Origin of the sequence: Enterobacter cloacae complex sp. 2022EL-00981 (genome assembly GCF_028737495.1) — a bacterium.
GTDB lineage: Bacteria > Pseudomonadota > Gammaproteobacteria > Enterobacterales > Enterobacteriaceae > Enterobacter > Enterobacter cloacae.
The window spans coordinates 1-21,314 of the sequence record NZ_JAQZRK010000016.1 but is presented as its reverse complement, the minus strand read 5'-3'; the positions used below and the strand labels follow the sequence as shown (position 1 = coordinate 21,314).

Annotated in this window: 18 protein-coding genes; 11 read left to right on the top strand and 7 right to left on the bottom strand. The window is 53.7% G+C overall.

Translation table 11 applies throughout. From position 1 onward, the window contains the following. Positions 1 to 2: 2 nt before the first annotated feature. The 4 genes from PUZ33_RS14665 to PUZ33_RS14650 are packed head-to-tail and all read left to right on the top strand — an operon-like array spanning position 3 to position 2,492. Entirely contained in the window at positions 3 to 710 is a 708-nt protein-coding gene (locus PUZ33_RS14665) for a T6SS immunity protein Tli3 family protein (RefSeq protein WP_058680525.1), read from the top strand. Further along, positions 710 to 967 carry a PAAR domain-containing protein gene (locus tag PUZ33_RS14660; RefSeq protein ID WP_023333978.1) on the top strand — a complete coding sequence of 86 codons (258 nt, stop codon included), beginning with the start codon at positions 710 to 712 and terminating at the stop codon, positions 965 to 967. Before PUZ33_RS14665 ends, PUZ33_RS14660 begins: the two co-directional genes overlap by 1 nt. Continuing rightward, positions 967 to 2,340: a hypothetical protein gene (locus PUZ33_RS14655; protein ID WP_058680524.1), complete on the top strand. Its 1,374-nt coding sequence runs from the start codon at positions 967 to 969 to the stop codon at positions 2,338 to 2,340. The genes PUZ33_RS14660 and PUZ33_RS14655 overlap by 1 nt, the downstream gene beginning before the upstream one ends. Before the next feature lie 2 nt (positions 2,341 to 2,342). Continuing rightward, the gene (locus PUZ33_RS14650; RefSeq protein WP_159424632.1) at positions 2,343 to 2,492 is read left to right on the top strand and encodes a hypothetical protein; all 150 of its coding nucleotides are present in this window, start codon (positions 2,343 to 2,345) and stop codon (positions 2,490 to 2,492) included. 819 nt (positions 2,493 to 3,311) lie between these two features. Here the strand turns inward: PUZ33_RS14650 and ldtC are convergent. The 3 genes from ldtC to PUZ33_RS14635 form a co-directional block, all read right to left on the bottom strand. Continuing rightward, the gene (gene ldtC / locus PUZ33_RS14645; RefSeq protein WP_048971496.1) at positions 3,312 to 4,277 is read right to left on the bottom strand and encodes a L,D-transpeptidase LdtC; all 966 of its coding nucleotides are present in this window, start codon (positions 4,275 to 4,277) and stop codon (positions 3,312 to 3,314) included. A gap of 149 nt (positions 4,278 to 4,426) precedes the next feature. Then, positions 4,427 to 7,873 (bottom strand): transcription-repair coupling factor, encoded by a 3,447-nt coding sequence (mfd, locus tag PUZ33_RS14640; RefSeq protein WP_274205342.1) that lies wholly within the window; start codon positions 7,871 to 7,873, stop codon positions 4,427 to 4,429. A 149-nt stretch (positions 7,874 to 8,022) separates the two neighbouring features. Next, positions 8,023 to 9,096: an acyltransferase family protein gene (locus tag PUZ33_RS14635; RefSeq protein ID WP_274205341.1), complete on the bottom strand. Its 1,074-nt coding sequence runs from the start codon at positions 9,094 to 9,096 to the stop codon at positions 8,023 to 8,025. 256 nt (positions 9,097 to 9,352) lie between these two features. Between PUZ33_RS14635 and lolC the strand changes: the two genes are divergently transcribed. The 6 genes from lolC (at position 9,353) to PUZ33_RS14605 (ending at position 15,745) form a co-directional block, all read left to right on the top strand. Further along, a complete protein-coding gene (gene lolC, locus PUZ33_RS14630; RefSeq protein ID WP_013097098.1) occupies positions 9,353 to 10,552 on the top strand; it encodes a lipoprotein-releasing ABC transporter permease subunit LolC in 1,200 nt (399 codons plus the stop codon). After that, a complete protein-coding gene (lolD, locus tag PUZ33_RS14625; RefSeq protein WP_013097097.1) occupies positions 10,545 to 11,246 on the top strand; it encodes a lipoprotein-releasing ABC transporter ATP-binding protein LolD in 702 nt (233 codons plus the stop codon). Before lolC ends, lolD begins: the two co-directional genes overlap by 8 nt. Further along, complete coding sequence (lolE, locus tag PUZ33_RS14620) at positions 11,246 to 12,490, top strand: lipoprotein-releasing ABC transporter permease subunit LolE (protein WP_013097096.1); 1,245 nt, start codon at positions 11,246 to 11,248, stop codon at positions 12,488 to 12,490. The genes lolD and lolE overlap by 1 nt, the downstream gene beginning before the upstream one ends. Positions 12,491 to 12,543: 53 nt before the next feature. Continuing rightward, positions 12,544 to 13,455, top strand: coding sequence for an N-acetylglucosamine kinase (gene nagK, locus PUZ33_RS14615; protein WP_058680521.1), 912 nt, complete (start codon positions 12,544 to 12,546; stop codon positions 13,453 to 13,455). Between the two features lie 14 nt (positions 13,456 to 13,469). Then, a complete protein-coding gene (gene cobB, locus PUZ33_RS14610; protein WP_029881967.1) occupies positions 13,470 to 14,291 on the top strand; it encodes a Sir2 family NAD+-dependent deacetylase in 822 nt (273 codons plus the stop codon). A 224-nt stretch (positions 14,292 to 14,515) separates the two neighbouring features. After that, positions 14,516 to 15,745 (top strand): EAL and HDOD domain-containing protein, encoded by a 1,230-nt coding sequence (locus PUZ33_RS14605; protein ID WP_047024065.1) that lies wholly within the window; start codon positions 14,516 to 14,518, stop codon positions 15,743 to 15,745. Between the two features lie 43 nt (positions 15,746 to 15,788). Here the strand turns inward: PUZ33_RS14605 and potD are convergent, their stop codons facing one another. From potD to potA, 4 genes are read right to left on the bottom strand one after another with little or no spacing between them, the layout of a single operon-like run. Then, the gene (gene potD, locus PUZ33_RS14600; RefSeq protein WP_040019552.1) at positions 15,789 to 16,823 is read right to left on the bottom strand and encodes a spermidine/putrescine ABC transporter substrate-binding protein PotD; all 1,035 of its coding nucleotides are present in this window, start codon (positions 16,821 to 16,823) and stop codon (positions 15,789 to 15,791) included. Further along, positions 16,820 to 17,611 (bottom strand): spermidine/putrescine ABC transporter permease PotC, encoded by a 792-nt coding sequence (gene potC / locus PUZ33_RS14595; RefSeq protein ID WP_013097091.1) that lies wholly within the window; start codon positions 17,609 to 17,611, stop codon positions 16,820 to 16,822. The genes potD and potC overlap by 4 nt, the downstream gene beginning before the upstream one ends. After that, a complete protein-coding gene (potB, locus tag PUZ33_RS14590) occupies positions 17,608 to 18,465 on the bottom strand; it encodes a spermidine/putrescine ABC transporter permease PotB (RefSeq protein WP_013097090.1) in 858 nt (285 codons plus the stop codon). The genes potC and potB overlap by 4 nt, the downstream gene beginning before the upstream one ends. Next, a complete protein-coding gene (gene potA / locus PUZ33_RS14585) occupies positions 18,449 to 19,567 on the bottom strand; it encodes a spermidine/putrescine ABC transporter ATP-binding protein PotA (RefSeq protein ID WP_013097089.1) in 1,119 nt (372 codons plus the stop codon). Before potA ends, potB begins: the two co-directional genes overlap by 17 nt. Before the next feature lie 266 nt (positions 19,568 to 19,833). On the opposite strand from potA, the gene pepT reads away from it, so the two are divergent. Beyond that, a complete protein-coding gene (gene pepT / locus PUZ33_RS14580; RefSeq protein WP_013097087.1) occupies positions 19,834 to 21,057 on the top strand; it encodes a peptidase T in 1,224 nt (407 codons plus the stop codon). The last annotated feature ends 257 nt before the right edge of the window (positions 21,058 to 21,314 follow it).

Below are 21,314 nucleotides of genomic sequence, written 5' to 3'. Positions count from 1 at the left end.
GCATGAAGATAAAACGTACAGCAGGTCTTGCCCTGGTGTCAGTGCTGGTGGCCGCAGGTTGCAAGGCTTCAGAGCCGCCAACGCAGGTAGTGTACCGGTTCGATGACCATCGTTATCTGGAGTTGAAGGGCTGGGACTGCGAGGGTGAACTCTGGTACACGGATACACAGCGGGGTATCCACACGGAGCCTGTCAGCCAGTTTTACCGGATATTTACCAAAAAATATGTCCATCCATCTGAGAAATATATTGCAATAACTGGTTGGGGTGTTGGTGGATTTAGGGTTTCGAAAGATTATGGGCAGACCTGGCAAATTGCACAGTTTTCCCCTGGTGAAAATGATCTTAATGGAATGAATGCCCCACAGAAGGAAGATGTTCTTTCCTTCACAGTGGTCAACGACCAGGGTTTTTTGCAGACCAAACACCGGCTGTATATGTCGTCCAAGCCGTTTGATGATCCGCGAATTTTGCCGGGCGGACCGGGGATTACATATACCGCGTCAGATGGGGCTGTACACTACCTAAAGCCTAAATCTTCTGGTCCTGCCTGGGGCTTGGACTACATCACCAAACAAGGTCTGAAAGAGGATATTGCCCAGTTTAAAACGAACTATCAGGACCTGCCCGATAAAGTCCCTGCAGTAAAAGGCTACACCGGTTGGGACCATATGCAATGCAATATGAATGCTGGAAGGAAGGGATACTAATGAACGGTGTAATTCGACTGAACGATCCGCTGGTGAGCGGTGGAAAAGTGATTAAAGCGTCCGGCGCGGACTTTATGGGAAAACCTGTGGCTCTGAAAAACGATCTGGTTATGTGCCCTGAGCATAAAGGAACGTTCCCTATCAACGAATGCCACCCGACATGGACGATGAACGGCCGCGGCGTGGTCGTGGATGGCTGTAAAGCGGCGTGCGGCTGTGCCATTCGCACCACGCTCCCCACTGCGGGGGCTGTTTGATGAACTGGTGGTTATTCTCAAAACAGAATGAATTTGACGAGAAATATCCCTATTTGTGGATATGTCTCTTATATGTGGTCGTCGTGGTTATCTGCCTGGCCGTCCGGGCTGTCACCTGGCCGGGTAATAAACATGTCGATCTCGATTTTCTTGCCCAGTCTGTGGTGATTCCGGTTGTTTTCCTGACGGGGTTCGTACAAGTGTTCTCTGCCGTGTATCACGGGCTCAGGCACTACGTGGAAACGCGGTTGCTGATCGCGGCCGAACAGGAATACAAGGTTGTCAGCTACGCCAGGGGCAACATTACCCTGGCAGGCTGGTCCGTGCTGACTCCTCCGAAGGCAACGAAAGAACTGGCGCTGAGTATGCTGAAACTGGAGGGGGAGTTTCCGCTGGCCGCTAAAATGCCGTTGAAAATCGAACTGGAAAAATCGTTCGATTTCACGAGAGCTGGGCAGGCAATGATCCACGTTCTGGAGCCGATGGCAGGAAAACTTTCTAAGTACCAGCAGATTGAAGCGCTTGTGTGGGTTCGCGGTGGGGACGAATCCTGTAGCGATGAGCTCCGTCGTGTGCTCGAACGGTTAGCGATCTCTACTAAAAAAATCACCTTTTTGCCTGAATGTCCGGACTATACGCAAGTCACGGAATGGATAAATCAGACTAACGGGTATGTTGTTGAACGGCTGCTTATCTGTGTAGACCTTCATTCTGACGAAGAAGAGTCTAAACAGATGGAAAATGTTACTGCGCTTCTCTTCACAAATTACTACGTCAAAACAGAAGGAGAAAAACGGGTTTATCTTTATCAACCGATGACGGGGGTTACAGACGTTGAAACAACAGTTCCTGTTTATCTGCGAGCGGAAGCTGTCAGTAAACCAAAACAACTCTGGTATACCGGACTCTCTCGCACGGAGAAGTACCCGCTTCTGGAAGTGCTGGATGAGAAAAAGGCCGTACCGGACAGGCTGGATCTTGAAATGTCACTCGGTGAGCATTCTGCCGGGTACGTCTGGCTGATGCTGGCATTGGCATCAGATGCAGTGGTGTATGCGCAGGGTGATCAGCTGGTGGCCGCTTCCGAACAGAACAGGTTTTCAATGACGGCGCTGTCGTCCAGATTAACTCGCCAACCTGATTATCCCCAGGAGAAAAGATACACGACACCGTGGGAAGTTTGTGGGATCGCCGGGCTGATGTTCTTTTTTGGAATTATGATAACCATTGGCACTTTTGGTGAGGGCGGTAAACCTATATCCAGCTGGTTTTTAATTATAATGGCTGTTCTATGCATAGTTATATTTTGTGGTATGGGGGCATTTTTTACCTGGTTTTATGGTGATAAAGCTCGTGAGCATATGGGAATGTAATAATGAATGAATTTATTGCTCTGATTTTACCTTGTAAAGCTTTTTTTTATAATAATGGTTTGGCTGTAGGCGTGATGCTTGCGTTAATGGCAGTGTATATTGATTTGTCTTTTGATTACAGAAACAAAAAAACACTGGTGTGTGCGCAATAAATTACAGTCATTGAAATATGCTCCGGGAATCTACCAGTTATATATGTCGATACGTAAGCCTTCCCGACGGAAATGCTATATTAGTGTGCCATTGAAATTTTTCACAGAATATAAAGTGTTTTTAATGATATTGACTGTGTATCTGGGCGTTACCGTGTTAACCATGTCTTATGTTATATATCATTGATAGATGTAGCGGGCTTTGTGCCTGCTGTCTTTACATGTCTGAAATAGTAGACTAAATAATATTCAGTTCTTTTATATTTTCCTGAATCAGCGTTAGTGCGGCTTCTGCCTGTTCGGAATCGCGCTGTTGGTTGTTCTGCCAGGCGGCCAGAACCAGTTTAGAACCTTTGGCCCTTGCGATAACCAGAACCAGCGCAGGCTGGATGACAGTAAGCGTCCTGCGAGAGCCGTCTGGTCATAATCTGATGCATCCGAAAACGTGGCGTCCACCAAATACGTGGTGGGAATCAAAGTGTCAGATATGCATAAAAATGTGATTCCTGGCAGACGTAAAGGCTGCCCTGATTATTCTCCTGAGTTTAAGCAGCAACTCATTGCCACCTCCTGTGAACCCGGGGTATCCTGGTGTCCCGGGTACGGGTCTGTGGCAAAGGTGCGACGGGAAATATCAATAACTCTTTGAAGGGAATGAGGAAAAATGTAAAATACTTTATCCTGCCAGAAGAAAGAAAGCACCGACGATACGATCGTTCAGTGCTTTATGTGCCGCCTAAATATCCGTTCAGCTTTAAGTCACGCGAGCCTTAAGTGAACGGCATTACTGCACACGTGCAGGGCGTTTTTCTTTCTGATTTACATCGACTGCTGGGCAACACCATGATGTCGTGTAACGTCAGTCGGCATGCCCGAACGTGCTTCCATTGCCCGCTCCATCACAATGCCATCCGTCCTTGCATCGGTTTTAAAACTCACCATCGCCGCATTCAGATTGATTGGCAGCGTCTGCGGATCGTCATCAATGTTTTTCGATAACGGCTGGTGAATTTCAACCAGTCGCACGCCGCCTGGCTCCTCAGAGACCTTGATCGGGGTATTAATGATGTTCACTTTGGTGCCCGGCGTGACCAGGTTGAAGAGCGTTTTGATATCGTCATCGCGCAGACGAATACAGCCGGAGCTGACGCGCATGCCAATACCAAAGTCCGCGTTCGTTCCATGTAACAGGTACACGCCGCCATAGGCCGCGAGGCGGATGGCATGGTGGCCCATTGGGTTATCCGGGCCGGCCGGTACAACGGCGGGCAGATCGATCCCCTGCGCTTTATAGCGGGCACGAATATTGGCCGTTGGCGTCCAGGTTGGGTTTGCACGCTTGTCTGATACGGTGGTGACCATCGTTGGGGTCAGCGTGTCACCGCCCAACTGGCCAATACCAATAGGGTATACGGTCACCTCATTTTTACCGGGCGGGTAATAGTAAAGACGCAGTTCGGCAAGGTTTATCACGATCCCCTCGCGCGGCGCATCCGGCAAAATCGTCTGCAGCGGGATGGTTAACACGCTGCCAGCGCGCGGGACATAAGGGTCAACGCCGGGGTTGGCCTGTAGTAAGGCCAGAAAGCCGACGTTATATTTTTTGGCAATCGCCTCAAGCGATCCACCATTGTTTTCAACCACATGAAAACGGTTTTCCCCAACCACCTTACTGCCTGCAGGCGGGAGTGGCCAGGTGTTTGCGCGAGCGGGAAGTACAACCGCGACCGTTGCGGCCAGCGCTAACACGGTTATCCAGCGAGTGAAACGCGAAGAGGTCATCATCACTATAATCCATATAAATGACAGGGTGATTGTTTTATAACGGTTAGTGATAATTATGGCGAAGGGGTCTGTCGGGAAGATCGGGTGAAGTGAAAAGAGTTTGTAAATTGTTACCCCCGGTAGCATGGCGCAACCGGGGGCAGAGCAGATTATGCGATCGCGTTCTCTTCCAGCTGGCGCATAAAGTTGCGTACCCAGTCCATACGGGTTTTACGCTCCGTCAGCTCCTGCGTAAATTTCAGACGCGTTGGCCCATCCAGGCGGAAATGCTGCGGCTGCTTTTGCAGTAAACCGATGAGCCACGTAGGGTTAACGTGGTTTTTCTCGGCAAACTCAATCACGCCGCCTTTCTCGTTGCCCTCAAGCTTACGGATGCCCAGCTTCTGCGCCTGCTGACGCAGCCGCGCAATATCCAGCAAGTTGCGTGCGGCATCCGGGAGCAGGCCAAAGCGGTCAATAAGCTCGACTTTGATCTCTTCCAGCTCGTTCTCATTTTTCGCACTGGCGATACGTTTGTAGAACGACAGGCGGGTGTTCACATCCGGAATGAAATCGTCCGGCAGCAGAGACGGCATGCGTAACTCAACTTCGGTTTGCTGGCTGGTGAGATCTTCCAGCGACGGTTCGCGTCCGGCCTTGAGGGCATCGACCGCGTTTTCCAGCAACTCCATGTAGAGCGAGAAACCGATGGTTTCCATCGAGCCACTTTGATCTTCACCCAACAGCTCACCCGCACCGCGGATCTCCAGGTCGTGCGTCGCCAGCGCAAAGCCAGCGCCCAGATCTTCCAGCGAGGCGATCGCTTCCAGACGTTTTTGCGCATCGGTGGTCATCGCTTTTGGATGCGGCGTCAGCAGCCAGGCATAGGCCTGATGGTGCGAACGCCCGACGCGGCCACGCAGCTGATGAAGCTGCGCCAGACCGAAATGATCCGCGCGTTCAATAATGATGGTGTTGGCCGTCGGGATATCGATCCCGGTCTCAATGATGGTCGTACACACCAGCACGTTAAAGCGCTGGTGATGGAAGTCGTTCATCACCCGTTCCAGCTCGCGCTCGCGCATTTGCCCGTGACCGATGGCAATACGCGCTTCCGGCACCAGCTCTGCCAGCCGGTCTGCCGCTTTCTGGATATTTTCCACGTCGTTGTAGAGGTAATAGACCTGACCGCCGCGCAGCACCTCACGCAGAATGGCCTCGCGGACCACCAGATTGTCGTATTCGCGCACAAAGGTTTTCACGGCCAGACGACGCACCGGCGGCGTGGCGATAATTGACAGATCGCGCATGCCGCTCATCGCCATGTTCAGGGTTCGCGGGATCGGCGTTGCGGTCAGGGTCAGGATATCGACGTCGGCACGCATCGCTTTAATACGCTCTTTATGGCGTACCCCGAAACGGTGCTCTTCATCAACAATCAGCAGCCCCAGATCTTTCCACTTCACGTCGCTCTGCAGCAGTTTGTGGGTGCCGATCAGAATATCGATCTTACCCTCGCTGGCCTGCTCCAGGATTTGCGTTTGCTCTTTGGTACTGCGAAAACGTGACAGCATCTCGATGCGTACCGGCCAGTTGGCAAAGCGGTCGCGGAAGTTATCGAAGTGCTGCTGAGCGAGCAGGGTGGTGGGTACCAGCACCGCCACCTGCTTGTTATTCTCAACGGCGAGGAACGCCGCGCGCATGGCTACTTCGGTTTTCCCGAAGCCGACATCGCCGCAGACCAGCCTGTCCATTGCCAGCGGCTGACACATGTCGCTTAACACGGCATTGATGGCCTGAGCCTGGTCCGGCGTGGTTTCAAACGGGAAGCTGTCGCAGAACAGCTGGTACTGCTCTTTATCATGCTTAAAGGCAAAGCCCTCTTTGGCCGCACGCTGGGCATAAATATCCAGCAGCTCGGCCGCCACATCACGCACTTTTTCCGCCGCTTTCTGCCGCGCGCGTGCCCAGGCGTCACCGCCCAGTTTATGCAATGGTGCATTCTCTTCTGCACCCCCGGCGTAGCGGCTGATCAGATGCAGGGATGAGACCGGCACGTAGAGTTTGGCGTCGTTGGCGTAGGTCAGCATCAGGTATTCACCTTTGATGCCACCGGCTTCCAGCGTCGTCATCCCCTGATAACGACCCACGCCATGTTCAAGGTGCACAATCGGCTGGCCCGGATGGAGTTCCGCCAGGTTGCGGATCAGCGTATCCGGGTTAATGGTGCGACGGCTGTCCTGACGGCGACGCGCAACACGTTCACCCAGCAGGTCGCTTTCACAGATTAATGCCACGTTGTTGAGGGTATCGATAAACCCGTGCTCGGCGGCACCGATCATCAGATAACGCCCCGTCCCCGTGGCTTCGCTCAGGCGCAAAATGCGTTTCGGAGCAACTTTAATCCGCCCCAGCAGTTCGCCCAGCGCTTCACGGCGGCCTTCACTCTCAACGGAGAAGACAACCGGGCCGGTAAAGGCATCGAGGAACTTGCGCAGACTCTCCAGCGGGGATTTCTGCTGTGCCTGAACGGCTAAATCTGGCAGCTTCTGGAATGCAAGATTGGTGTTGGCAGCTTTATCGGCAAGCGTATCGGTTTTCAATTGTACGCGAGGCCAGCGCTTGAGTTCGGCGTTGAGCTCGTCGGTGCGCAGCCACAGCGCTTCAGGTGGCAGCAGCGGACGCATCGGGTCTACGCCCCGGTTTTCAAAGCGCGCGCGGGTTTCGCTCTCAAAGCGGCTGGCGCTGGCGTCGATATCACCGGTGTTGACAATCAACGTGTTCGCCGGGAAGTAGCTGAACAGAGCGGGCAATGGCTCGTTAAAGAACAGCGGCTGCCAGTATTCGATCCCGGCAGGAAGCGTACCTTTGCTGACCTGCTGATAGATATGCTCAGCGTCGCGCTTAACGTCGAACTTGTCGCGCCACTGGCTGCGGAACAGCTCGATAGCGGTTTTGTCCGTCGGGAATTCATGGGCGGGTAATAAATTGATGGCTTCCACTTCTTCCAGCGTGCGCTGCGTGTCGGCGTCGAATACGCGCAGGCTGTCGATCTCATCGTCGAAGAAGTCCAGTCGATACGGCTGGTCGCTGCCCATCGGGTACAGGTCGAGCAACGCACCGCGCGTGGCGTATTCCCCGTGCTCCATAACCTGATCGACATGACGGTATCCGGCGCTGTCCAGTTGCGCGCGCAGATCGTCCCGGGACAGGCGCTGACCTTTTTTCATCACCAGCGCATGGCCGTGCAAATAGCTGTGAGGACAGACGCGCTGCATCAGGGTGTTGACCGGAACGATCAGCACGCCGCGCTGCATGGTCGGTAACTGATAGAGGGTCGACAGGCGCGAGGAGATGATCTCCTGATGCGGGGAGAAGCTGTCATACGGCAGCGTTTCCCAGTCGGCCAGACTGAAGACCAGGTTATCGGTGAACTGGCGAATTTCATCATGCAGTCGCAGCGCATTTTGCATATCCGGGGCGACCAGCACCACCGGACCAGGATGTCGCTCAGCGATTTCTGCCACCAGCGTGGCGCACGCAGCGCCAGCGAGTTCGCCCAGCTGGCGCTGGTCGCCCGCTTTAACAGGCAGGGAATAACGATAGTGTTCAGGCATGGCTATGTCAGAGTCTCTTGTGGATATACCAACAGTATTGGGGCATATCACTGATACGCAATGTCTTTATTATCCTCGATCGTTTTGCATAAGCAAATCTGAACTGCAACGCGGGAAGATTCGCCCCCGGACGGGGGGCGAGGGCGGTATTATCGGGTTGCCGGAGACAGTGCGCTCGCGGAAGGGGGAGAGAAGAACAGATCGCCAAACAGTGCCGTCGATATTTTGCGTACGCCAAGTCCGGCGAGGGTGCAGATCAGCAGGCTGGCAAATGGGTAGACCAGGATTAAGGCAAGCTCGGCCCAGACCGGCCAGTAGGCAGCATTCATCTCACCAATCAGGAACAGGCTGAAGGCCTCTATCAGGATGCGGTGCGTGGTATAGATAGCGATGGTGTTTGAGCCGATAACGTTAAGCAGGTTGCTGGGATGAACGGCATAACGCTGCTCGAGGCTATAGAAAAGCTTCATGATCAGCACGATCGACAGCAGGGAAAGCAGCAGCGGAACGTTAGCAAACCACAGTACCACGGAGACCGCAGCAAAAGCGGCCAGCGCCAGCCAGGTGCGACGCAGGTTCAGCCCCTTCATCCAGACCATCAGCTCTGCGCCATACCACGCGCCAAGGCTGTAGTAGATCATATTGCGTACCACGCTGTTCATTCCCCACCACGGCAGCGGCAGGAAATTGATCGTGATGCTGGCCAGTGCCAGCAGCCCCAGTACGGGCAGCTTCCAGCGGGTAAGCAGTTTACATAGCGTGAAATAGACCACCAGGGCGTACAGATACCACAGGCTGGTGCTGGCAGTGAGCATCCCCCACGCAAACCCGGAAAGTGAATCGGCATACGCGGCGTTCGAGGAGGTGGCCAGCTCACGTTCAGGTGCCAGCCAGGCATTGAGATGGCTCAGCGCCTGCCATTGCAATACGCCCCACAGCGCAAGGACCCAGACAATGCTCCAGATCCGTTTGTCAAAACTGGTGCGCCAGTTCACCTCGTCAATATAACGACGGATCAGAGAACCGGATATGAAGAAAAATACCGGCATACGGAAGGGCGCGAGATAAAGGTTAAAATAGACCCAGCATTTGGCGAGAAGACCGGACAACGGATGTTGTAGCCCCGTCAGATGGGGATAAAATGTGATAACCGAATGATAGATTACCACCAGGCAGATACACAGCCCCTTTATCTGGTTAATCCATAATGCTTTTTGCTTCATTGTTCGCAACTACCTTATTGCCATAAACGAACGAACAATTGTTGGTAAACGCAGCCGGGATGTAACGGGAAACAGTCTGTATCAGGAAGTTTTTCGGAAAAGGTGGAGGTTGTGGCGCGATAATTCGAAGAGTAGCATTCTGATTTAGCTGAATTTTTCAGAAAAATGATTACCAAAGCTTACGGTTTCAGTCATTTACGCTTAACGGATTCGCTTATATACTCGTGGGTCTGCTATCAGCAAACAGACGGACTTCATGTATCAACCTGTCGCACTCTTCATAGGCTTACGCTACATGCGTGGGCGCGCCGCGGACCGTTTCGGTCGCTTTGTCTCCTGGCTTTCGACTATTGGCATTACGCTTGGCGTGATGGCTCTGGTGACGGTGCTTTCCGTCATGAACGGCTTTGAGCGCGAGCTGCAAAACAACATCCTGGGGCTGATGCCGCAGGCCATTCTCTCTTCAACCAACGGTTCCGTTAACCCGCAACAACTGCCGGAAAGTGCGGCGAAGTTACAGGGTGTCACGCGCGTTGCGCCGGTGACAACGGGCGATGTCGTCCTGCAAAGCGCCCGCAGCGTGGCGGTGGGCGTCATGCTGGGTATTGACCCGGCGCAAAAAGATCCGCTCACGCCGTATCTGGTCAACGTGAAGCAAAGCGATCTGGAAGCGGGCAAATACAACGTCATCCTCGGCGAACAGCTTGCCGGGCAGCTTGGCGTGAACCGTGGCGACCAGCTGCGCGTGATGGTGCCGTCTGCCAGCCAGTTTACGCCGATGGGACGTTTGCCCAGCCAGCGTCTGTTCACGGTTATTGGCACGTTTGCCGCCAACAGCGAAGTTGACGGCTACCAGATGCTCATGAATATCCAGGATGCTTCGCGTCTGATGCGTTATCCGGTGGGCAACATTACCGGCTGGCGTCTGTGGCTCGATGCACCGCTGAAGGTCGATACCCTCAGCCAGCAAACCTTGCCGGAAGGCACAAAATGGCAGGACTGGCGCGAGCGTAAAGGCGAACTGTTCCAGGCCGTGCGTATGGAAAAAAATATGATGGGCCTGCTGCTGAGCCTGATCGTCGCGGTCGCGGCGTTTAACATCATCACCTCGCTTGGTCTGATGGTAATGGAAAAGCAGGGCGAAGTTGCCATCCTGCAAACCCAGGGGCTGACGCCGCGCCAGATTATGGCCGTCTTTATGGTGCAAGGGGCCAGCGCCGGGATCATTGGCGCGTTACTCGGGGCCGTTCTCGGGGCGCTGCTGGCCAGTCAGTTGAATAACTTAATGCCGATCATCGGCGCGCTGCTTGATGGCGCGGCGCTGCCGGTTGCTATCGAACCGCTGCAGGTGGTCGGTATTGCGCTGGCCGCAATGGCCATTGCGCTGCTTTCTACGCTCTATCCTTCCTGGCGCGCTGCCGCCACTCAACCCGCTGAGGCTTTACGTTATGAATAAGATCCTGTTGCAATGCGACAACCTGTCCAAACGCTATCAGGAAGGCTCTGTACAGACTGATGTGCTGCACAATGTGAGCTTCAGCGTGGGCGAAGGCGAGATGATGGCGATTGTCGGCAGCTCCGGTTCCGGCAAAAGTACCTTATTACACCTGCTGGGCGGGCTGGATACGCCGACCAGTGGCGACGTAATTTTCTCAGGCCAGCCGATGAGCAAAATGTCTTCTGCGGCAAAAGCGGAGCTGCGTAACCGTGAGCTGGGCTTTATCTACCAGTTCCACCACCTGTTGCCAGATTTCACGGCGCTGGAAAACGTGGCGATGCCTTTGCTGATTGGTAAAAAGAAACCGGCAGAAATTAATGCCCGTGCCAGCGACATGCTGAAAGCCGTAGGCCTGGGGCATCGCGGTGACCACCGCCCGTCTGAGCTGTCCGGTGGCGAGCGTCAGCGTGTGGCAATTGCCCGTGCGCTGGTGAACAACCCGCGTCTGGTGCTGGCGGATGAACCAACCGGCAACCTGGATGCGCGCAATGCTGACAGTATTTTCCAGCTTCTGGGTGAGCTGAATGCCTCACAGGGGACGGCGTTTCTGGTGGTGACCCACGATTTGCAGCTGGCAAAACGGATGGGGCGCCAGCTTGAGATGCGTGATGGTCATCTGAACGCTGAACTCACTCTGATGGGAGCGGAGTAATGGCCTCACCGTTATCGTTACTCATCGGGCTACGCTTCAGCCGCGGCCGTCGTCGCGGCGGGATGGTCTCCCTTATCTCGGTGATCTCCACCATCGGTATTGCGCTCGGCGTGGCGGTATTGATTGTGGGATTAAGCGCCATGAACGGTTTTGAGCGTGAGCTGAATAACCGTATTCTGGCCGTTGTGCCGCACGGCGAAATCGAACCAGTCAATCAGCCGTGGAACAACTGGCGTGACGCCCTCAGCAAAGTGGAAAACGTGCCGGGCATTGCCGCCGCTGCACCTTACATCAACTTTACAGGGCTGGTGGAAAGCGGTGTTAACCTGCGCGCCATCCAGGTGAAAGGGGTGAACCCGGCGCAGGAGGCGCGTCTGAGCGCGCTGCCGAAGTATGTGCAGAACGGCGCGTGGGCAAACTTTAAGGCCGGTGAGCAACAGATCATCATGGGCAAAGGTGTGGCCGACGCGCTGAAAGTGAAACAAGGCGACTGGGTGTCGATCATGATCCCAAACGCCAGCGCTGACCATAAATTGCAGCAGCCTAAGCGCGTGCGTCTGCACGTCACCGGGATCCTGCAACTGAGCGGTCAACTCGATCACAGCTTTGCAATGGTACCGCTGGAAGACGCACGTCAGTATCTGGACATGGGCGACAGCGTGACGGGCATCGCCATTAAGGTTAACGACGTCTTCAATGCCAATAAACTGGTGCGTGATGCGGGCAGCGTGACCAATAACTATGTCTACATCAAAAGCTGGATCGGCACTTACGGGTATATGTATCGTGATATCCAGATGATCCGCGCCATCATGTATCTGGCGATGGTGCTGGTGATTGGTGTGGCGTGCTTTAATATCGTCTCGACGCTGGTTATGGCGGTCAAAGACAAGAGCGGCGACATCGCGGTTCTGCGTACCCTTGGGGCAAAGGACGGTCTTATTCGCGCCATCTTTGTCTGGTATGGTCTGCTGGCGGGGCTGTTCGGTAGCCTGTGCGGGGTGGTGATTGGCGTCGTGGTGTCGTTACAGCTCACGCCAATCATCAACGGGATTGAGAAGCTGATCGGCCACCAGTTCCTGTCGGGTGATATCTATTTTATTGACTTCCTGCCGTCTGAATTGCACTGGCTGGACGTTATTTATGTGCTGGTTACAGCACTTTTACTGAGTCTGCTGGCAAGCTGGTATCCGGCGCGTCGCGCAAGCCGAATTGATCCGGCGAGGGTATTAAGTGGCCAGTAATTACGTCATGATCTAGCGGCTTACGGGCCGCCAGGTTAAAAGAGGAATGCGTTATGTATTACGGATTTGATATTGGCGGCACCAAAATTGCGCTCGGCGCGTTTGATAACAATCTCAAACTGCAGTGGGAAACCCGCGTTCCCACGCCGCGCGAAAGCTACGATGAATTTTTAACCGCCATTGCCGCGCTGGTGGCGCAAGCGGATGAGCGCTTTGGCGTGAAAGGCAGCGTCGGCATCGGCATTCCAGGCATGCCTGAAACCGACGACGGCACGCTGTATGCCGCCAACGTCCCTGCTGCCAGCGGCAAACCGCTGCGCGCCGATCTCTGTGCTCTCCTTGAACGCGACGTGCGTTTAGATAACGATGCCAACTGCTTTGCGCTCTCTGAAGCCTGGGATGATGAATTCCGTCACTATCCGCTGGTGATGGGGTTGATCCTTGGCACCGGCGTTGGCGGGGGAATTGTTATTAATGGCAAACCGATCACCGGACGCAGCTATATCACGGGAGAGTTTGGTCATATCCGTTTACCGGTAGATGCGCTTGAGGTCGTGGGACGCGATTTCCCGCTTACCCGCTGCGGCTGTGGTCAGCATGGCTGTATTGAGAACTACCTGTCAGGTCGTGGGTTTGCATGGCTTTACGAACACTTCTATCATCAGAAACTCGAAGCCCCTCAAATCATTACCCTGTGGGAGCAGGGCGATGCGCAGGCGCGAGAGCACGTTGAACGTTATCTCGATCTGCTGGCGGTGTGTCTGGGAAATATCCTCACCATCGTCGATCCGGATCTGCTGGTGATTGGGGGCGGGTTATCAAACTTTACCGCGATAACGGAACACCTGTCCGGGCGTCTGCCCCGACATTTATTGCCAGTCGCCCGCGTGCCGCGTATTGAACGTGCGCGACACGGGGACGCAGGAGGCATGCGCGGAGCCGCATTCCTTCATCTCACCGACTAGTTTACGAGGTTACTATGCTGTCGCGTCGCCAGGGTCGACTCAGCCGTTTTCGCAAAAATAAACGCCGCTTACGTGAGCGCTTGCGCCAGCGGATCTTTTTCAGAGACAGAATGATGCCAGAAGCGATGGATAAACCCAGAGTGGTGGTGCTGACCGGGGCGGGGATCTCTGCCGAGTCCGGTATTCGAACCTTCCGTGCTGCGGACGGGTTGTGGGAAGAGCACCGTGTTGAGGATGTGGCGACACCAGAAGGCTTCGCCCGTGACCCGGATCTTGTGCAGGCATTTTACAATGCCCGCCGTCGTCAGCTTCAGCAGCCAGAAATAGCGCCTAATCCGGCGCATCTGGCGCTGGCGAAGCTGGAGGAGGCGCTGGGTGACCGTTTTCTGCTGGTTACGCAGAACATTGATAACCTGCACGAGCGAGCCGGCAACAAAAACATCATCCACATGCACGGCGAGCTACTGAAGGTGCGCTGTGCCTGGAGCGGCCAGGTGCTGGACTGGAAAGAGGACGTGCTGCCTGAGGATAAATGCCACTGCTGCCAGTTCCCTTCGCGTCTGCGTCCGCATGTGGTCTGGTTTGGTGAAATGCCGCTGGGGATGGATGAGATTTACAGCGCGCTGGCCATGGCGGATGTGTTTATCGCCATCGGTACCTCTGGGCATGTCTATCCGGCGGCGGGGTTTGTTCACGAAGCGCGTCTGCACGGTGCGCATACCGTAGAGCTGAACCTTGAACCCAGCCAGGTGGGAAGCGAATTTGAAGAGAAGCACTATGGGCTGGCAAGCGAGGTCGTACCCGAGTTCGTCGATAAGCTGCTCAAAGGTCTGTAATAGCGACAGTATGAAAAGGCACCCATTCAGTGGGTGCTTTTTTTTATAAACTCGTCCGCTGAAATTACCATTAATGATGTTTACTAAACCAGAATATAAGCCCTGTTAATTAGTGTGGATGCTATTATTTTGTGCATTCAATCAAAATAGTGCTTAATAATGCTCGTTATCGTGGTGTAGAAAGAGGATGCTAATAAATATAACGTCGATAAGGAGGATGGGATATGTACGGATTTATTGCGAGACAACCCATTTTTAACCCGGATATGAATACGGTAGCTTATGAACTGCTTTTCAGGGATGGGATGGCAAACCGTTTTCCGGATGTATCGGCAGAATATGCAACATCCAGAATGATATCCGATCATTTTTTATCTGTACCGTCTCAGCGTATCGCCGGGACACAGACCTTGTTTATCAACTTTCCATCCAGAATGGTCATCGACCGCAGCGGTGAAGCGCTGGACAAGGAGAGCGTGGTCATTGAGATCCTTGAAGATGCCGTTCCCGGCGAGGCGTTATTGCAGGCCGTGAAAGAGATGAATGCGCACGGATATCGCTTTGCGCTTGATGATTTTACCCTCGCGCCGGAATGGGATCGCTTTTTACCCTATATTTCTGTACTTAAATTTGATGTCAGAAATTATACCTTAGCGCAAATTCAGGATTACCTGCGTACACGTGAAAGCCTGACTCACCATATAAAGTATCTCGCTGAAAAAGTTGAGACTAAAGAGGAATTCAAACGCTATCGTGATGCCGGTTTTTCGCTTTTTCAGGGTTACTTTTTCTGTCGTCCTGAAGTGATTAAATATAAGCGCTTATCACAAAATCAATTGGCGATTTTCCGCCTGCAGATGGAAGTGGGGCGGAATAAACCTGATTTTCGGATCATCGAGTCGTTAATAAAAACCGATCTCACCTTGTCCTATAAAATCATGCGTTATATGAAACACACGGCGTTTAAACACGTCGGTGCCTGCAATTTTAGCAAGTTAACGCTCAGCGAAGTCCTCAGGTATCTGGGGGAAAATCAGCTGCGACGCTTTGTTGCGGTGGTGGTGCTGGCCAGTGCCGGCAACGACACCGTCGACGAGCTGTATCCTCTGAGCATGATGCGGGGCAAATTCTGTGAGCTGATTGCAGAGAAGATGCCTGCGCCGGGGCTGGCGGAAAACGCGTTTATGTGTGGCCTGTTCTCTCTGCTTGATACCTTGCTTGAATTGCCAATGGCGGAGTTGATGAAGCAAATTGCGGTGCCGCAGGCTGTCAGCCAGGCCCTGTGTCATCAGGAAGGCGTGTTAGCCGATATGGTGGCGCTGTGCCGCCACTATGAACAGCAGGAGTGGGAGGAGGCGGCCAGGATAGCGAACGGTCTTGGGCTGTCGGATGATGACGTTGTGGATGCCATGAGAACGGCGACGATCTGGGCGGGGGAAAATGCGGCGGGTTAAGGCCCCTCACGGCGTGGCGACGTGAGGAGCCAGACTGCGGCCCTTATCGGCCGGCTTTTAATTTCTGGTAATACTCTTCATACAGACGGCTCGCATCGCCGACATCGTTTTGCCATTCACCTTTGTTGATGGTGTCGGCATCCGGGTAGAGGGATTTATCATTCGCCACTTCAGGCTTCAGTAGCTTGCGGGCGGCCAGGTTTGGCGTTGGGTAGCCAATGGTCTCGGCAACCTGCTTCGCCACGTCCGGGCGCAGCAGGAAGTTAATGAGCTTCAGGGCACCGTCAACGTTTTTCGCATTCGCAGGAATAGCCAGGCTGTCCATCCAGAAGATACCGCCTTCTTTCGGCCAGACGACCTCCAGCGGCGTACCGGCCTGACGCGCAACCCATGCAGAGCCGTTCCACACCATGCCGAGATTCACTTCTCCTTCCATGTACGGGTTCGCCGGGTTATCGGAGTTGAACGCCGCCACGTTAGGCATCAGTTTTTTCAGCTCGTTATAGGCCGCTTCAATCTCTTTCGGGTCCGTTGTGTTGCCCGAGTAACCCAGCTTGCGCAGCGCCACCTGGAACACTTCACGGGCATCGTCGGTTAACAGCAGGCTGCCTTTGTATTCAGGCTTCCACAGATCGGCCCACTGGGTCACGGTTTTAGGATCGATTGCTTCGCTGTTAACGCCGATGGCGGTCGCACCCCAAATGTACGGAATGGAGTAGTCATTGTTCGGATCGAACGGTTTGTTGAGCATCTGCGGATCGAGGTTGTTGAAGTTGGTCAGCTTCGACTTGTCGATCTTCTGGATCATGCCCTCTTTACGCATCTTGTCGACGAAGTAGGTCGATGGCACCACCAGATCGTACGCGCCGTCCTTGTACGTTTTAAGCTTGGCGTACATGGTTTCATTGGACTCGTAGGTAGAGTAGATGACCTTAATGCCCGTCTCTTTGGTGAACTGCTCCAGCAGACCCGGCGGCACATACTCAGTCCAGTTATAGAAGTAGAGCGTTTTGCTGTCATCAGCGTGCGCGACGCCCATTCCGAGCACCAGTGCCGCAGCGGCAAGCATTTTTTTCATTTCATTGTCCCCTGAGATTTTGTTTTATCACGAGCAATAATCTGGCTGGCAATCACCAGTACCAGAGAGAACACTAACAGTATGGTCGCCAGCGCGTTCACCTCAGGCGAGACGCCGACTTTCACCATCGAATAGATTTTCAACGGCAGAATTTCATAGCTCGGCCCGGTCACGAAAGAGGAGACCACAACGTCATCCATCGACAGGGTGAAGCTGAGCAGCCACCCGGCCGCGACGGCGGGCATCGCCAGCGGCAGGATAATTTTGCGCAAAATGGTCATCTCGCTGGCGCCGAGATCTTTTGCGGCCTCCAGCATACGCACATCAAAGCCTTTCAGGCGTGCATAGACCGTCACCACCACAAATGGCAGGCAGAAGGTGATGTGGGAAAACAGCAGCGACCAGAAGCCGAGCTGGACACCCAGCAGCATAAACAGTACCAGCAGAGAAATCGCCATGACGATATCCGGTGACATCATCACCACAAACAGCATGCCGCTGACGAACGGTTTACCGCGAAAGCGGTATCGATACAGTGCCACGGCGGTGAGAGAACCAATCAGCGTGGCGAACGTTGCTGAAAAAATCGCCATCGTTAATGAGTGCTGCGCGGCCTGGAGCAGGCTGTCGTTGTTCATCAGCAGGCTGTACCAGTTAGTGGTAAAGCCCTGCCAGTTGATCCCGAAGCGTGAACTGTTAAACGAGTTCACGATCAAAATGATAATCGGAATATACAGGTAAGCGTAAATGGCGGTCATAAAACCGCCGCGAAGCAGTCGACCGATCATTCGAGTTCCACCTTCTTATTCAGCAGCCGTGAAGCGCGCCAGTAAACCAGCAGCATCAGACCCATCACCACCGTCAGCGTAATGCTGGTGGCGGAGCCGAACGGCCAGTCGCGAATGTTAAGGAACTGGCTCTTAATCACGTTTCCGATCAGCAGGTTTTTCGCACCGCCCATCAGGTCAGAGACGTAGAACAAGCCCATCGCCGGAAGCATCACCAGCAGACAACCCGCGATAATGCCGGGCATCGTCAGCGGAATGATAATGCGGATAAAGGTCTGCAGCTTATTCGCCCCCAGATCTTTGGCTGCTTCCAGCAGCGGTTTATCCAGCTTTTCAATGCTGGAGTAGAGCGGCATCACCATAAACGGCAGCAGGATATAGACCAGACCAATAATCACCGCGCCCGGGGTAAACATAATGCGGATTGGCGTATCAATCACCCCCAGCCACAGCAGAAACTCGTTCAGATAGCCTTTGGTGCTGAGGAAGATTTTCAGCCCGTAGATGCGAATTAAGGAGTTGGTCCAGAACGGCACAATCAGTAAAAAGAGCAGCAGCGGGCGGATTTTTTGCGGCAGACGCGCCAGGAACCACGCGAAGGGATACCCCAGCACCAGGCAGGCAACGGTGGCGATCAGCGCCATGTTCAATGAGTGCAGCAGCACATCAAAGTAGAGCGGATCGAGCAAACGTGAGTAGTTATCCAGCGTAAAGACCAGCGCCACAAAGTGGGCATCGTCGCGGGTCAAAAAGCTGGTGGCGATGATCATCAGGTTGGGTAAAAAGACAAACAACACAAGCCAACCGACGATCGTGGCAATCACCACATTCTGGAATTTACTTGTGTTCTTCATCAGCCAGCACAACCTCCCAGCTTTCTACCCAGTTAATAACCATTTTTTGATCGAGCGAGTGATCAAAGTCCGGGTCGTCCTCGTTAAAGAACTCGCTGACCATCACCATCTTACCGTTTTCCAGTTCGACAACGGATTCCAGCGTCATCCCCTTGTAATTACGCTCGCGGATATAGCCGATCAATCCTTCGGCTTGCGCATTGCCGTGGATCTCCTCGACGCGCAGATCTTCCGGGCGTAACAGCACGTTGAGCTTTTGTCCCTTCTCAACGGCAAAATTAACGGTGATATTGCACTCGCGGCCTTCGACATTCGCCCGAACGCGCTGCTCATCCAGACGCTCGATAACCGTGGCGTTGAAGATATTGATCTCGCCAATGAAGCTGGCCACAAACAGGTTTTTCGGCTCTTCGTAGATTTCGCGCGGCGTGCCGTCCTGCTCGATTTTACCATCACGCATCACCACGATACGGTCGGACATGGTGAGCGCTTCTTCCTGGTCATGCGTCACAAAGACGAAGGTAATGCCGAGCTTACGCTGCAGGGCCTTAAGCTCGTTCTGCATCTGCTTGCGCAGTTTGTAGTCCAGCGCGGAGAGGGACTCATCCAGCAGAAGCAGACGCGGTTTGTTGACCACCGCACGGGCGATGGCCACACGTTGCTGTTGACCACCAGACAGCTGATGCGGTTTGCGTTGAGCAAACTCCTCCAGCTGTACCATCCGTAGCGCCTCGGTCACGCGCGGCGGGATCTCGCTGGCCGGTGTTTTTTGCATCCGCAGACCAAACGCAACGTTTTCAAACACGGTCATGTGCGGGAACAAAGCATAGCTTTGAAAGACGGTGTTAACGTGACGATCTTCAGCGGGGACCTGGGTAATGTCCTGCTTTTCAAGGTGGATATGGCCGCTATCGACGCTTTCCAGCCCGGCGATAAGGCGCAGTACGGTTGTCTTGCCGCAGCCAGAAGGGCCAAGCAGCGTGAGGAATTCACCATCATTGATGGTCAGGTTGAGGTCGGAAATGACATCTTTACCATCAAAACTTTTACGAATTCGTTCCAGTTGCACCAGCGGTGAACGTGAACGGGATTGAGTATTCAATTTTTGCGCTGTCCCATATAGACGCTCCGGGCAGCAGACCGAAGCGGGGTTTGTGTGTAACCACCTTGGTGACTCGTAATGAGGGCGGACATTCTACGGCAAACCACTGTAATCGCCAATCCTTGTCACTGATTCATAAGCTACATTTACTGACGTACACGATATAAACGGAAAATATTCTCGTTTGCGGGATAAAAGTGACCTGACGCAATATTTGCGTTTTGATGCTTATTGATAATGTTGTCACAAAAAGTGAGGGTGACTGCATGGATAAATTACTTGAGCGTTTTTTACAGTACGTTTCGCTGGATACCCAATCTAAACCGGGTGTCCGCCAGGTGCCAAGCACCGAAGGCCAGTGGAAGTTATTAAACCTGCTCAAAGAGCAGCTTGAGGCCATGGGGCTGGTCAATGTCACCCTGAGCGAAAAAGGCACTGTGATGGGAACGCTGCCTGCCAACGTCCCCGGTGATATTCCGGCGATTGGCTTTATCTCCCATGTCGACACCTCTCCGGATTTTAGCGGTAAACATGTTAATCCGCAGATTGTGGAAAACTACCGTGGCGGTGACATTGCGCTGGGAATAGGTGACGAAGTGCTTTCGCCGGTGATGTTCCCGGTGCTGCACCAGCTGCTTGGGCAGACGCTGATCACCACGGATGGCAAAACGCTGCTGGGGGCAGATGACAAAGCGGGTATCGCGGAAATCATGACGGCACTGGCGGTGCTGAAAGGAAAAAATATTCCGCACGGTGATATCCGTGTGGCCTTTACGCCGGACGAAGAGGTGGGCAAGGGGGCGAAACATTTTGATGTCGAGGCCTTTAACGCGCAGTGGGCCTATACCGTGGACGGCGGTGGCGTGGGCGAACTGGAATTTGAAAACTTCAATGCCGCGTCCGTGACCATCAAAATTGTGGGTAATAATGTGCATCCTGGCTCCGCCAAAGGTGTGATGGTGAATGCGCTGTCGCTGGCGTCCCGTATTCATGCGGAAGTTCCGGCGAATGAGAGCCCGGAGCAGACCGAAGGTTATGAAGGTTTTTATCACCTGACCAGCATCAAAGGCACGGTGGACAGCGCGCAGATGCACTACATCGTGCGTGACTTTGACCGTAAAGCGTTCGAAGCACGCAAGCGTAAGATGATGGAAATCGCGAAGAAGGTGGGTAAGGGGCTACACCCGGACTGCTATATTGAGCTGATTATTGAAGACAGCTACTACAATATGCGCGAGAAGGTTATGGAGCATCCGCATATCCTGGATATCGCCCAGCAGGCCATGCGCGACTGCGATATTGAACCGGTGCTGAAGCCGATTCGCGGCGGCACCGACGGTTCGCAACTGTCCTTCATGGGATTGCCGTGCCCGAATCTCTTTACCGGGGGATACAACTACCACGGTAAGCATGAGTTTGTGACGCTGGAAGGAATGGAAAAAGCGGTGAAGGTGATTGTGCGGATTGCGGAGTTAACCGCGAAGCGTTAGCCACATTAAGCCGGGTGGCGGCTTCGCCTTACCCGGCCTTGTATTATCCTCCCGTACAGAAAGAACCGGCCAGTTCTTTCTGTCAGGCAGTCCCCATGCCGTACCCGGCCTTAGGCCACGAGCCTGTATTGTAGATCCCTGCAGTGGACTGCCCCTTCTCCACAAGTGACAAACCGGACAGTATCATGGACCGGTTTTCCCGGTAACCCGCATTCACAAGGTTGGTTTCACTATGGAACAGGAACTTCACTTTATTG

What these genes read in the sequence shown, in the direction of transcription:
- mfd (WP_274205342.1), bottom strand. Translation starts at nt 7,873, where the DNA reads ATGCCTGAACACTATCGTTATTCCCTGCCTGTTAAAGCGGGCGACCAG.
- cobB (WP_029881967.1), top strand. Translation starts at nt 13,470, where the DNA reads ATGCTGTCGCGTCGCCAGGGTCGACTCAGCCGTTTTCGCAAAAATAAA.
- potB (WP_013097090.1), bottom strand. Translation starts at nt 18,465, where the DNA reads ATGAAGAACACAAGTAAATTCCAGAATGTGGTGATTGCCACGATCGTC.
- PUZ33_RS14605 (WP_047024065.1), top strand. Translation starts at nt 14,516, where the DNA reads ATGTACGGATTTATTGCGAGACAACCCATTTTTAACCCGGATATGAAT.
- PUZ33_RS14650 (WP_159424632.1), top strand. Translation starts at nt 2,343, where the DNA reads ATGAATGAATTTATTGCTCTGATTTTACCTTGTAAAGCTTTTTTTTAT.
- lolD (WP_013097097.1), top strand. Translation starts at nt 10,545, where the DNA reads ATGAATAAGATCCTGTTGCAATGCGACAACCTGTCCAAACGCTATCAG.
- potD (WP_040019552.1), bottom strand. Translation starts at nt 16,823, where the DNA reads ATGAAAAAAATGCTTGCCGCTGCGGCACTGGTGCTCGGAATGGGCGTC.
- PUZ33_RS14660 (WP_023333978.1), top strand. Translation starts at nt 710, where the DNA reads ATGAACGGTGTAATTCGACTGAACGATCCGCTGGTGAGCGGTGGAAAA.
- lolE (WP_013097096.1), top strand. Translation starts at nt 11,246, where the DNA reads ATGGCCTCACCGTTATCGTTACTCATCGGGCTACGCTTCAGCCGCGGC.
- ldtC (WP_048971496.1), bottom strand. Translation starts at nt 4,277, where the DNA reads ATGATGACCTCTTCGCGTTTCACTCGCTGGATAACCGTGTTAGCGCTG.
- PUZ33_RS14665 (WP_058680525.1), top strand. Translation starts at nt 3, where the DNA reads ATGAAGATAAAACGTACAGCAGGTCTTGCCCTGGTGTCAGTGCTGGTG.
- PUZ33_RS14655 (WP_058680524.1), top strand. Translation starts at nt 967, where the DNA reads ATGAACTGGTGGTTATTCTCAAAACAGAATGAATTTGACGAGAAATAT.
- pepT (WP_013097087.1), top strand. Translation starts at nt 19,834, where the DNA reads ATGGATAAATTACTTGAGCGTTTTTTACAGTACGTTTCGCTGGATACC.
- potC (WP_013097091.1), bottom strand. Translation starts at nt 17,611, where the DNA reads ATGATCGGTCGACTGCTTCGCGGCGGTTTTATGACCGCCATTTACGCT.
- lolC (WP_013097098.1), top strand. Translation starts at nt 9,353, where the DNA reads ATGTATCAACCTGTCGCACTCTTCATAGGCTTACGCTACATGCGTGGG.
- nagK (WP_058680521.1), top strand. Translation starts at nt 12,544, where the DNA reads ATGTATTACGGATTTGATATTGGCGGCACCAAAATTGCGCTCGGCGCG.
- PUZ33_RS14635 (WP_274205341.1), bottom strand. Translation starts at nt 9,096, where the DNA reads ATGAAGCAAAAAGCATTATGGATTAACCAGATAAAGGGGCTGTGTATC.